This is a genomic window from Kribbella steppae (assembly GCF_004342025.1).
Lineage (GTDB): Bacteria > Actinomycetota > Actinomycetes > Propionibacteriales > Kribbellaceae > Kribbella > Kribbella steppae.
Map to the genome: position 1 here is coordinate 94743 of NZ_SLWN01000012.1, position 11867 is coordinate 106609.

Here is an 11867-nt window from a genome sequence, read left to right on the forward strand (position 1 = left end):
GAAGCGTTAGCCGGTCCGCGGGACCGTGAGCACCAGCCGGGGATCGGACGGGTCGGCCTCGATCTTCTCCCGCAGCCGCCGGACGTGGACCGTCACGGTCGAGGAGTCACCGAAGTCCCAGCCCCAGACCCGGCGCAGGACCTCCAGCCCGGACAGGCCGGGCAGCATCACGTCCAGTACGACGACCGACGGCTTCCACTGCTGCCACACCTCGACCGCCGCGACCCCGTCGGCGACCACGCGGGCGTCGTACCCGGCCTTGGTCAGGTACGCCGAGACGACGTTGGAAACGGTCGGGTCGTCGTCCACCACGAGCACTCGAGTAGCCACGCCATGAGCGTAGGACCGTCCACCCCGTCTCCCATCCCACTCGAGCCGGAGAACGCCATGCCGTAAGCAAGCCGTAGCCGCGTGCGGCCCCAGGCAACGACAGGATTTCCCTACGGTCGAAGGGTGGCTGCTGATGTGGACCTTGTCCTGCCGTGCCTGAACGAGGCGACCGCTCTGCCGTGGGTGCTCGCCCGGTTGCCGGACGGCGTCCGGGCGGTTGTCGTGGACAACGGTTCGACTGACGGCTCGGCCGAGATCGCCGCCGCTCTCGGAGCCACCGTGATCTCGTGTGAGCTTCGCGGTTACGGCGCCGCCTGCCACGCCGGGCTGGAAGCGGCGACGGCCGAGGTGGTGGCATTTCTCGACGCGGACGCGTCGCTCGATCCCCGTCAGCTCGTTCGCGTCACCGCGCCGGTCCTGGCCGGCCGGGCCGATCTGATGCTCGGCCGGCGTCGCCCGATCACTCGCGGCGCGTGGCCGTGGCACCTCCGCCTCGCCAACGCGGAGCTCGCTCGCCGCATCCACCGCCGGACCGGGATCCGTCTGCACGATCTTGGCCCGATGCGCGCCGCTCATCGGCAATCGCTGCTGGATCTCGCACTGACCGACCGGCGATCCGGCTATCCGCTGGAGACCGTGGTCAAGGCGGCTGACGCCGGCTGGCGGATCGCCGAGGTCGATGTGGACTACTTGCCCCGGTCAGGTCGTTCGAAGGTGACCGGTACGCCGCTCGGCGCCGTACGAGCGGTCAAGGACATGACCAAGGTGCTGATCGCATGAACGCCGGCACGCTGATCGTGATCGCGAAAGAACCGATTCCCGGCCATGTGAAGACCCGCCTGCAGACAGAGTTCACCCCCGGCGAGGCCGCTGCGCTGGCCCGTGCTTCCCTCGCCGATACCCTGGCCGCCGTCCGGAAGACGCCCGTACTGCGCTATGTCCTGGCGCTGGACGGGATGGCCGGACCGTGGTTGCCGGACGGGTTCTCGGTGATCGCTCAGCGCGGCACCGGTCTCGACGAGCGGCTGGCCGCAGCGTTCGAGGACGCGTACGCCGGATCGCCGATGATGCTGATCGGCATGGACACGCCGCAGGTGACTCCCGTGCTGCTCGGAACCGACTGGTCGGGGTACGACGCTGTGCTGGGGCTGACCGATGACGGCGGCTATTGGTGCCTTGGCCTGCGCGAACCCGATCGGCGTGCGCTGGTCGGAGTACCCATGTCGACGGATCACACCGGGGTCGACCAGCTGGCCAGACTCGAGCTGCTCGGCTACCGGGTGAAGCTGCTGCCGACGCTTCGGGACATGGATACCCCACCGGACGCGGCGGCGATCGCGGCCGGCTTTCCCGACCTGCGGATGTCGCGGCTGCATCGACGGCTGCAGCACGCGGCACATCCGGCACTGCTCTTCGAGAAGGCCCTCGACGGTGGACGAGTGGTCGTCACCGGCACCGACGGGCTGGCGGTTCCGGCGTTGTCCGAGATGGACCGCTGGCGGGCGCCCGCGGATGCGGTGGATCGGATCGCCTTGAGCCGTTGCGAGGGACCGGTGCTGGACATCGGCTGCGGTCCCGGGCGGATTGTGACGGCGCTCGCCGAGCAGGGGATTGCGGCGCTGGGCGTCGATATCTCCGCCCACGCCGTACGGCTCACGACCGACCGTGGCGCCGCCGCGCTGCGTCGGGCGGTGCAGGAACCGCTGCCTGGCGAGGGACGCTGGGGGAGTGTCCTGCTGATGGACGGCAACATCGGCATCGGGGGCGCCCCGGATGTCCTGCTGCGACGCTGTGCCGAACTCGTCCGGCCGAACGGGGTGGTCCTGGTCGAGGTCGATCCAGACGACGGCCTCGACGACTCCGGTGCGATCGTCCTGCGGAGCGCGAACGGACGCCGGTCGAGACCATTGCCCTGGGCAAGAGTTGGGAGCCGCGCGATCATCCGGCACGGCCGCGCCGCTGGGCTGCTCGCCACCGAGGACTGGCGCGCCGACGGCCGGGCCTTCCTCACCTTCCGCCGCTCGCCGGCCGGCACCACAGCAGGAGACTCCTGGGTTCACCCGCCCCATCAGGCCCAGGCACACGGCCTCCGCCGGGTCTGGTGATGGTCGCTGTGCAGCGGCCATCCAGCAGCTTGCGCCGTCCAGCCGTCGGTGGGCCGGCCCGGGCCTCCCTGCGCGGGCTGCCGCTCGCGATCGGCGGACTAGTCAGTGTTGTGGGCAGCACGGCAGTCATCGCCACGGCCTCGGCAGCCTGGTGGCCGAACCTCGTCCTGGTGGCGGCGATGCTCCTGCTTGGCGGGATCGCCTGGATGATCACGCGTCGCCCCGCAGGCCCTCGCGCGGTGCTCGGCATCCTCGCGTTCGCCGCGGTGTGCCAGGTGCCGGGTCTCACTCTTGCACCGATCACCAGCACAGATGCCTACCGCTACGTCTGGGACGGACGCGTGCAGCTCTCCGGTACGTCGCCGTACTCGCATGTGCCGCTCGACGACGCACTGGCGAGGCTCCGCGACCCGATCCTCTTTCCCGGTCTCTCGCCGGCAGACCGGTCCGGTGTCACCGGCCCACCGCGCATCCCCCATGATCCAGCCGCGCTCACCGCGCTCTCGGCCGACGATCCACGCACGCGGATCAATCGCCCACGGGTCCCGACCATCTACCCGCCGGTGGCCCAGGCCTACTTCACCGCCGTCGCATTCCTCACCCCGTGGTCGGCCGGCACCTTCGGGCTCCAACTGGCAGCCGCCGCACTCGCCGTCGGCGTGACGGCGCTGCTTGCCACCGAACTACGCCGCCGCAACCGGGATCCCCGCTGGGCGGTCCTGTGGGGGTGGTCGCCGATTGTCGCCCTCGAGGCCGGCAGCGCCGCCCACATCGACGTACTCGCTGCCGCGCTCCTCGTTGCCGCAGTCATCACGGCCGCCCGGCGTGCACCAGTGATCACCGGGCTTCTTCTTGGCGCGGCGGCCAGTGTCAAGCTTCTGCCGCTCCTGCTTCTGCCGGCCTTCACAGCGGTGCGGCGACACGGCCTCACGACCCCGCTCGTGGCTGTTGGGACCTTCGTGGCGAGCTACGTCCCGTACGTCCTTGCCGTCGGCACCTTGGTGGTCGGGTTCCTGCCCGGCTATCTCGGGCAGGAAGGGTTCTCCGACGGCAGCTCCCGCTCGGCGATTCTGGGTCTCGTGTTGCCTCCGATGGCCCGTCAGCTCGTCACCGCAGTCCTCGCGATTGCCCTTGCACTGCTGGCGATCCGCCTGCACGGTCGGCAACCGATCGCGGTCACCTGCTGCTGGCTGTACGGCGCAGCACTCTTGCTGACTACGCCGACCTATCCCTGGTACGGCGTTCCGCTCATCGCCCTCGCCGTACTCGCCGGCCGGGCCGAGTGGCTCGCCGTACCCGTGGCTTCCTATCTGGCCTACGCGAGCTTCGGCCACGAGCTGCGACAAGGGCTGATCCACCTCACCGCGGCCCTGACAGTCATCACCGCAATCTCACTACGCCACAGATCGGGACTGCGGCGTGGGCCTGTGCCGCGAGCCGGAGGATCTGCCGCCGGCATGATCCCTCCCTCGTGAGATCAGTGCCGGAAGGACGTTCTGGCGTTGCGTCCGTATTGACTTCCAGAAGTACCTCAGTGAGTATTGAGTCAATGGACCTTGAGCAGAACTCTCTGGTTGACCGGGCTCGCGTGCATGCGGCGCTGGGGGATCCGGCGCGGCTGGCGATTGTCGATGCGTTGGCGCTGGGGGATGCGGCGCCGGGGGAGTTGGGGGCTGTGCTGGGGATGCCGACGAACTTGGTGGCACATCACTTGAAGGTGTTGCAGGAGGCTGGGGTGGTGGTGCGCGGGCGGTCGGAAGGGGATCACCGGCGTACGTACGTGCGGTTGGTGCCGGAGACGTTGGCGATGGTGAGTAGTCCTTTGTTGGCTGATGTGCCGCGGGTGGTGTTTGTGTGTACACATAACTCGGCCCGGTCGCAGTTGGCGGCCGCGATCTGGTCGCGGCGTAGTCAGGTGCCGGCGGCGTCCGCGGGGACTCGGCCTGCGGAGCGAGTGCATCCGCGGGCGGTGAAGGTCGGGCGGCGGCACGGACTCGATCCGGCCAAGTGGCGTACGGCTCAGGTGAGTGATGTGGTGAAGCCGGACGACCTGGTGATCGCCGTGTGCGATATCGCGTATGAGCATCTGCCGGCCGAAGCGCGGCCGCGGGTGCATTGGTCGGTGCCCGATCCGGCGCCGGTGAACACGGATACGGCGTTCGAGGCGGCGTACGACGAGATCGCCGGCCGGATCGATCGGCTGGCGCCATTGGTTTCGCCCTCTGAGGCGAACCGATCGAGGAGTGGATGATGACCGGAATCTCTGGGTACCACCGCGAAGACCTCTCCATAGATCAGCAGTTGGCGTTGCGGACGGCGGTGTCCAGGCTGGGGGAGCAGTTCGCCGGCATCTACGGCGTGGAGACGATCGAGCGGTTCCTGCACTCGAGCTATGACCAGTTCGCGACCGGCAGTACGGTGCCGAACTTTCTACCCCTGCTGGCTGAGCGGTTCGCTCGTCAGCGGCTGACCGCACTGGCGCGGGTCGAGGGTCATCACGACGATGATCGTCCGGTTGTCCTGTTCCTCTGCGTGCACAACGCCGGCCGCAGCCAGATGGCGCTGGGGTTCTTCGAGCACCTGGTCGGTGATCGGGCGATCGGCTGGTCGGGCGGCTCGGAGCCAGGTGTCGAGGTGAATCAGGCCGCGGTCGTGTCGATGGCCGAGCGCGGGATCGACATCTCGACCGAGTATCCGAAGCCTTGGACCGACGAGGTCGTCCGGGCGGCTGACGTCGTCGTCAGCATGGGCTGCGGTGATGCGTGCCCGATCTTCCCCGGCAAGCGGTACGAGGATTGGGTCTTGGACGACCCGGCCGGGCTTGACGTCGCCGAGGTTCGTCCGATCCGGGACGAGATCGAGCGACGGGTCCGCCAGTTGCTCGACCAGCTCGCCGTACCTGCTGCGAGCGGCCGGTGAACACCGCTCCACTCTGGCGACGGGCAGTTGCCGAAGGCATCGGAACCGGTCTGCTGGTCACGGTCGTCGTCGGCTCGGGGATCGCCGCCGCGAAGCTGTCGCCGAACGATGTCGGACTCCAGTTGCTGGAGAACGCGTTCGCGACCGCGCTTGGTCTCGCCGTACTCATTCTGATGGTCGGGCCGCTATCCGGTGCGCACTTCAACCCGGTGGTGTCGGGCGTCGACTGGTGGCTCGGTCGACGTACCGGGGGCGGTCTGACATCGCGTGACCTCGGCGCCTACGTTCCGGCGCAGATCGTCGGTGCGGTGCTGGGCGCCGTACTGGCCAATCTCATGTACGGCGAAGCCGCGGTGTCCTGGTCGACGACGGAACGCAGCGCCGGGCACCTCTGGCTCGGCGAGGTCGTTGCGACGGCCGGGCTGATCGTGCTGATCTTCGCGCTGGTCTCGTCCGGGCGAGCCTCGTACGCGCCGGCCGCGGTCGGCGCGTACATCGGGTCGGCGTACTGGTTCACCTCGTCGACCTCGTTCGCGAATCCAGCGGTCACGATCGGGCGGGCGTTCAGCGACACCTTCGCGGGCATCGCACCGGCGTCACTACCCGGCTTCGTGATCGCACAGTTCATCGGCGCAGTGGTCGGCGTCGGGCTGTTGGCTGTGCTGTATCCAACGGCGGGGCGAGCCGCGAGCGAGGTCGTCACCACCTCTCAAACCACTGGAGTGTCATCGTGAGCAAGCCCACTGTCCTGTTCGTCTGCGTTCACAACGCAGGTCGGTCGCAGATGGCCGCGGGTTGGTTGCGGCATCTGGCGGGCGACACGGTCGAGGTCCGGTCTGCTGGTTCGGAACCGCGTGACCAGATCAACCCGGTCGCCGTGGAGGCTATGCGCGAGGTCGGCATCGACATCACCGGCGCGGTGCCGCAGCTCTTGGAGACCGAGACCGTCCGCGAGAGCGACGTGATCATCACCATGGGCTGCGGCGACGCGTGCCCGGTCTTTCCTGGTAAGCGGTACGAGGACTGGGAGCTGACCGACCCGGCCGGTCAGCCGATCGAGGTGGTCCGCCAGGTGCGCGACGAGATCCGAAGCCGGGTGGAGAAGCTCGTCGGCGAGCTCAGCGCCTCCTGAACACCTGCTCAGTCGAGCGACACGGTCAGGCGGACGCGGGTGTCGGGACGGACACGAACGTCGACAGCCAGGTCAGGCGCTCGGGCAGCGGCCAGTAGCAGACCCACGTGCCACGGCGCTGGCCGTCACCCGAACGGTCAGTTGTCCAGCGTGAGTTGCCGCCGGTGGAAGTCGAAGTGCTGGGTCGGGAAGCGGTAGACGTCCGCCAGTGTCATGTAGTCCTTGAAGAACGGATCCCATCGCGCCGGGTAGTACATGCCCCGCGCCAAATCCGACTCGCTCTCCGCGTCCAGCCGCCGATGCAGCTTGTCGATGACATGATCGAACATCACCACCATGCGCTCGGGGCTCATCGTGTTGCCGCCGGCGTACGAACCCAGGAAGTTCACGACATCGAACGGTTTGGTCCCTGCGTTCAGCAGCCGCGCGTATGACCGGCTGGCTCCGTCGGGTAGGTGCCCGAACACCCGCACCAGTCGCAGTAGGGCCCGGATGATCAGATACCCGAGCAGTATGTGGAAGAGCAGTTGCCTGTTGCTCCACCGCGTCCCGTTTGACGGTCTGCGCAAAGCGGACTCGTCGGCTTGCTCAACCAGTTGATGGAATTCGCGTCGAACGCGCTCCCATTCCTCGTGCGCCAGACTCCGCTCCATGTCTCATGGTCGGTCGCGATGGTGCGCGCGCCAACTACCTGGAGCCGCACGTCGGTCGACAATGTGATCTTGTCGTCGTCGCACTCGACAACGTAAGGTTGTCGAGTGGATGTGAGTACGCGGGCATTGATCGAGGCTGTGGTCAGTCAGTCGCCTACGCAGGATCCGCTCGTGCTGCTCGAGACGGCGGTGAGAGTTGCCGAGCAGGTCGGCGGCATGGCCGACGGGATGGTGGATCACTACGTCGGCGCCGCCCGGGCGGCTGGGTTGTCGTGGACTGTGATCGGCGAGCGGTTGGGGGTCTCCAAGCAGGCCGCGCGGCAGCGATTCTCGCCTCGATTGGAGGGCCAGAGCGGTACGGCGGTGAGCGCTGAACTGCCTGCCTTGGAGCCACGGCTGCTGGCCTGTTTGGAGGTCGCACGTGCGGCCGCTGAGGCTGAGGACAGTGTGACCGGGACGCAGCATCTACTGCTCGGGCTGTTGCACGTCGGCGTGGCCGCGAATGTGCTCGACCGGCTCGGTGTGACGCGCGAGGCTGTGAGTGAAGCGGCCGGCCGACTCTTGACGTCTCGTGACGCCGGCGGTGAGCGCGTTGTCGGCGATGGTGAAGCGGAGGGCGCGGTCGTCGGAGCGCGTCGCTTGGCCGCGAGCAGAGGGCAGAACCTGACGCGGACCGAGCATCTCTTGTTCGCGCTGGCGGTCGACACCGGCTCGTCGGCCCGGCGAGTGCTCGACGATCTGGGGGTTGAGCCGGCGCGGGTGAAGAAGGAGTTCGCTGACCTGAATCCGCCGCCACCGCGGTCCGGACGGCGTGGTCGTCGTACCGGGAAGCCTGATCGGGATGGGCTGGCTTGCTCGTTCTGCGGGTGCAGTGACCCTGACCGAGTGATGGTCAACGGTCCCGGCGTGCGGATCTGCAGTGAGTGCGTCGTACTGGCGACGGACATCGTCGCGACCGCCGCTGGACCGGTCGACGGGGATTAGCGTTGCGGGGTTGACTCTGTAGCCAGGTCCAGGGTTCACGATGGGGGCATGCGAACGAGTGAGCTGGCCGATCGGGCTGGGGTGAACACCGAGACGCTGCGGTACTACGAGAGGCGTGGGCTACTGGATGAGCCGCCGCGGACGCCGGGAGGTTACCGGGACTATCCGGTAGCGGCCGTGGAGTTGCTGCGGTTCGTGAAGCGTGCGCGGGAACTCGGGTTCACGCTCGACGAGGTGGAGGAGTTGCTTCACCTCGACGACGGCGGTCCGGACAGCTGTGATGCGGCGCGAGCATTGGCCGAGCATCGGCGCGATGATCTGGCGGCGCGGATCGCGGATCTGCAGCGGATGCATGCTTCGTTGTCCGAGTTGGTGAGGACGTGCGATCTCCCCAGGGCGGATCGATGCTGCGCGTTGCTCGAGGCGGTCCGATGAGGCTCGAGGTGTTGCATGTGCCGGACTGTCCGAACCTGCCGCCACTGCTGGAACGCCTCGCGCAGGTGACGGACCTGCCGATGATGACACGGGTGATCGAGACCGACGCGGACGCTGCGGTTCGGGATGGCGGGTTCTCCGACGTTGTTGGTTGACGGGGTTGATCCGTTCGCTGCGGGGGAGTGTGCGTGCGGTGTGTCGTGTCGCCTGTATCGAGATGACGACGGCCGGATGGTGTCTGCGCCGTCAGTCGAGCAGTTGCGAGTCGCGATCGGCGGCGACGTGGCGCCGCCCACCGAGGTTCTGAGTGCCTGGCGCACGCGGGCCTTGCCGCTGGATGCGGTCGAGCGGGCACCGCATCAGGCGATTCTGTGTGCCTTCGCTGCTACCGGGCGCTCACCCGCACTCCATGCCCTCGACCAGGTGGCGGCAGGTCGTGCGGCTGAGGTGCTGCAGGCTTTGCATGACGCGGATGCGATCCGGTTGACGTCGTACGGCGACATCGCTGTCGCCTACCCATTTTCCGCGGTCCCGACGCGGCACCGGGTGAGGATCGGCGACCAGGTCGACGTGTACGCGATGTGCGCGGTTGATGCTCTCGGCATGGCGCCAATGCTCGGGCGGGACACGGTGATCGAGTCCGTCGACGTAACTACCGGCCGGCCGATCAGGGTAGTGATGGCGGATGGTCGCAGTATCTGGGAGCCAGTCGAGGTGGTGGTGTTCATCGGTGCTGACGCCGGTGGGGGACCGTCGGCGGACTGTTGCTGCGACTACCTCAACTTCTTCACCGACCGCTCGTCGGCTGAGACATGGGTCGCTGAACATACCGACGTACCGGGACAGATCATCAACCAGTCCGAGGCAGAGGCTCTGGCTACCCGCCTCTTCGGCCACCTGCTTGCCTGACGAGGTGGCCGGCTCCGCCGCCGCCGTGATCATGAACCGAGGAGTCTCCGGGTGGCGGCTTCGGCGCAGACTCGGGCGCTGCCGAAGGTCTGGATCCAGCCGGCGAAGTCCGAGTAGTCCGTGCCCGGGACGCCCATGTCGACGACGATCATGTCCGGGTGCTGGCTCTGCAGCTGCCCGATGAGTTTCTCCTGCCAGTCGAAGCGGTGAGCTCCCCGAACCAGCAGGACGACCTGGCTGTCCGCGCCGTACTCCGACCGGAACTCACCGACGCCGGCCCGAGCCATCCCGGGCCCGTTGTAGGTCTGCCCCGACAACCCGATGCTCTCGACAACCTTCCCGGCATCGCGCAGCATCTTCTCCGCACCCCAGCCCGCCGAGCCCGCCGCGGGGGAGTGGGTCGGCTCCAGCCGGATGATCAGTACGGCGTCACTCCGCAGCACCGGGTCCCCGTGGGTGACCGCAACCTGTTCGGCAAGCCGCTCACCCAGTGAGTTGTCCCGCAGCGCGACGTCCGCCTTGGGCCGGGTCCCCAGCCGAGCCAGTCGCTCGTTGGCACTCCGCAGCCGCTCCAGTGGCAGCCGCCCGCTCTCGACCGCCTCGACCAGCGCAGCGGCGGCCACGTCCACGTCGTCGAGGAACGCCCACGACCCGAGGCAGAGCGCGTCGGCCCCGGCCTCGATCGCCCGTGCGGCGGCCTCCGGCAACGGCGCCACGTCGGCGATCCCGTACATCTCCAGCGCGTCGGTGATCACCACACCGTCGTACCCGAGCTCTCCGCGCAGGATGTCGGTGAGCAGCACCCTGCTGATCGTCGCCGGTACGTCGTCCAGCTGCGGCACCAGGTCGTGCGACACCATGATGCTGTCAACTCCGGCGTCGATCGCGGCACGGAACGGATCGAGATAGCTGTCCAACAGCTCAGCCCGGGAGACGTCGACGAGTGGTGTTGCGAGGTGAGCATCCGTGCCGCTGAGACCGTGGCCCGGGTAGTGCTTGGCGCAGGCGCTGACCCCGGCCGCCTGCAGGCCTTCCACCCAGGCGGCGGTGTGCCGGCTGACCAGATCGCGGTCGGCGCCGAAGCAGCGGATCCCGTTCGGGCTCATCGGGTTGACGGCCGTGTCGACCGCCGGGGCCAGGTCCCAGTCGACGCCGGCCTCGACCAGCGACAGGCCGATCTGGAAGGCGGCCTGCCGAGTCAGCTCGACGTCGTTCAGCTCGCCGAGCGCCCGGTTGCCGGGCATCGAGAAGCCGCCGAGGTTCTCCAGCCGGTTGACGTCGCCGCCCTCTTCGTCGATCGACAGCAGGACGTGGTCACGCAGACCGTGCAGTTCGGCGGCCAACCGCTGGAACTGGTCGCCGTCGACGATGTCCTTGCCGAAGATCACGAAGCCGCCGAGGCCGGCCTCGATCCGCGGTCCGACCCAGTTCGGAACCGTGGGCCGGCCGAGGGCGGGGAACAGCACACCGTGGGCGAGCCGGTTGAGCTCTGCGTCGTGCGAGGGGTTCACAACATCCTCCTGAGGGGATTCAACCTTTGACGGCGCCTCTGGTCATCCCGCCGACCAGCAGGTTCAGCTGCCGGGGCTGTTGTACTGCCGGATCATCCGGTTGAAGAAGGTGAGACCGATGGTGAAGACGACCAGTCCGCCGCACGGTGAGATGTACGCCAGCCAGGCAGGGATGGGCAACTGGTCGGTGCGTCCGAGGAGCACGGTGGCCGGCAGGTAGGCGATGAACGCCATCGGGAAGATGAAGGTGAGGGAGAGGAATCCCCAGCGGCTGAACATGGTCAGCGGATAGCTGCTGAACCGCGTGATGGTGTCGTCGGCGAGGATCCGGAGCGACGTGGTGGACGTCATCCGGAAGGACAGCCCGGCCAGGAAGGTTTGCAGACCGGCTTCGACCAGTCCGCCGCCGATCAACGCGGCGATCAGGAAGGCCACTTTTCCGGGTGTCCAGGACACCGAGGACTGCGGTGCGAAGAGTGCCAGCGATCCGAACCCGAGAAGCGTGTCGCCGAGGGCCATGATGGGTGCATAGCGGGTCACGACCTGCAGATAGATTCCGGCCGGGCGCAGCAGATACCGGTCGACATCGCCCTGCTGGATCGCCTGGTCGATCGAGAACAGCGCGCCGAACGGCACCACGTAGAACGCATGTGCGGCCAGCCGCATGGCGAACAGCAACGCGATGTCGTTCAACCGCCAGCCGTGGATGACGTTGAACTTCGACAGCAGCACCCCGATGAACAACAGCTGCGTACCCTGTAGCGCCACGCCCCCGACGATTGTCGACAGGAAGCTGACGCGATACGTCATCGCCGCACGCCAGCCGGCTCGCAGCAGGATCCGGCTCGCGCGCAGATCCTCCCGGACGGCGGACCATGACCGGACCATC

15 protein-coding genes are annotated in these 11867 nt (G+C 67.9%); 11 read left to right on the forward strand and 4 right to left on the reverse strand.

Annotation, left to right across the window (positions count from 1 at the left end; translation table 11 throughout):
• Positions 1-6: 6 nt before the first annotated feature.
• Positions 7-330 carry a response regulator gene (locus EV652_RS31290; RefSeq protein WP_132212885.1) on the reverse strand — a complete coding sequence of 108 codons (324 nt, stop codon included), beginning with the start codon at positions 328-330 and terminating at the stop codon, positions 7-9.
• A 123-nt stretch (positions 331-453) separates the two neighbouring features.
• On the opposite strand from EV652_RS31290, the gene EV652_RS31295 reads away from it, so the two are divergent.
• From EV652_RS31295 to EV652_RS31330, 7 genes are all read left to right on the forward strand, one after another.
• On the forward strand, positions 454-1110 hold the full coding sequence (locus tag EV652_RS31295) for a glycosyltransferase family 2 protein (RefSeq protein WP_199238489.1): 657 nt from the start codon (positions 454-456) through the stop codon (positions 1108-1110).
• On the forward strand, positions 1107-2435 hold the full coding sequence (locus EV652_RS44775; protein ID WP_199238490.1) for a DUF2064 domain-containing protein: 1329 nt from the start codon (positions 1107-1109) through the stop codon (positions 2433-2435). Before EV652_RS31295 ends, EV652_RS44775 begins: the two co-directional genes overlap by 4 nt.
• On the forward strand, positions 2435-3910 hold the full coding sequence (locus tag EV652_RS31310) for an MptA/MptB family glycosyltransferase (RefSeq protein ID WP_132212886.1): 1476 nt from the start codon (positions 2435-2437) through the stop codon (positions 3908-3910). The genes EV652_RS44775 and EV652_RS31310 overlap by 1 nt, the downstream gene beginning before the upstream one ends.
• Positions 3911-3984: 74 nt before the next feature.
• Complete coding sequence (locus tag EV652_RS31315; protein WP_132212887.1) at positions 3985-4686, forward strand: arsenate reductase/protein-tyrosine-phosphatase family protein; 702 nt, start codon at positions 3985-3987, stop codon at positions 4684-4686.
• Positions 4686-5354, forward strand: coding sequence for an arsenate reductase ArsC (locus EV652_RS31320; protein WP_132212888.1), 669 nt, complete (start codon positions 4686-4688; stop codon positions 5352-5354). Before EV652_RS31315 ends, EV652_RS31320 begins: the two co-directional genes overlap by 1 nt.
• Positions 5351-6088, forward strand: a complete 738-nt coding sequence (locus tag EV652_RS31325) for an aquaporin (RefSeq protein ID WP_132212889.1) — start codon at positions 5351-5353, stop codon at positions 6086-6088. Before EV652_RS31320 ends, EV652_RS31325 begins: the two co-directional genes overlap by 4 nt.
• Entirely contained in the window at positions 6085-6486 is a 402-nt protein-coding gene (locus EV652_RS31330; RefSeq protein ID WP_132212890.1) for an arsenate reductase ArsC, read from the forward strand. Before EV652_RS31325 ends, EV652_RS31330 begins: the two co-directional genes overlap by 4 nt.
• Positions 6487-6623: 137 nt before the next feature.
• Here EV652_RS31330 and EV652_RS31340 read toward each other — a convergent pair whose 3' ends face one another.
• On the reverse strand, positions 6624-7139 hold the full coding sequence (locus EV652_RS31340; protein ID WP_132212891.1) for a DinB family protein: 516 nt from the start codon (positions 7137-7139) through the stop codon (positions 6624-6626).
• Positions 7140-7244: 105 nt separating this feature from the next.
• Here EV652_RS31340 and EV652_RS31345 point away from each other — a divergent pair, with 105 nt between their 5' ends.
• From EV652_RS31345 to EV652_RS31355, 4 genes are all read left to right on the forward strand, one after another.
• Positions 7245-8123, forward strand: a complete 879-nt coding sequence (locus EV652_RS31345; protein WP_132212892.1) for a ClpX C4-type zinc finger protein — start codon at positions 7245-7247, stop codon at positions 8121-8123.
• A 48-nt stretch (positions 8124-8171) separates the two neighbouring features.
• The gene (locus tag EV652_RS31350) at positions 8172-8558 is read left to right on the forward strand and encodes a MerR family transcriptional regulator (protein WP_132212893.1); all 387 of its coding nucleotides are present in this window, start codon (positions 8172-8174) and stop codon (positions 8556-8558) included.
• A complete protein-coding gene (locus EV652_RS45470) occupies positions 8555-8713 on the forward strand; it encodes a hypothetical protein (RefSeq protein WP_242002123.1) in 159 nt (52 codons plus the stop codon). Before EV652_RS31350 ends, EV652_RS45470 begins: the two co-directional genes overlap by 4 nt.
• A gap of 76 nt (positions 8714-8789) precedes the next feature.
• Complete coding sequence (locus EV652_RS31355) at positions 8790-9467, forward strand: alkylmercury lyase family protein (protein WP_242002124.1); 678 nt, start codon at positions 8790-8792, stop codon at positions 9465-9467.
• Between the two features lie 29 nt (positions 9468-9496).
• Here EV652_RS31355 and EV652_RS31360 read toward each other — a convergent pair whose 3' ends face one another.
• Together EV652_RS31360 and EV652_RS31365 are read right to left on the reverse strand one after the other, a co-directional pair.
• Complete coding sequence (locus tag EV652_RS31360; RefSeq protein ID WP_132212894.1) at positions 9497-10978, reverse strand: glycoside hydrolase family 3 protein; 1482 nt, start codon at positions 10976-10978, stop codon at positions 9497-9499.
• 63 nt (positions 10979-11041) lie between these two features.
• Positions 11042-11866, reverse strand: coding sequence for an ABC transporter permease (locus EV652_RS31365; RefSeq protein ID WP_242002140.1), 825 nt, complete (start codon positions 11864-11866; stop codon positions 11042-11044).
• Between the last annotated feature and the right edge of the window lies 1 nt (position 11867).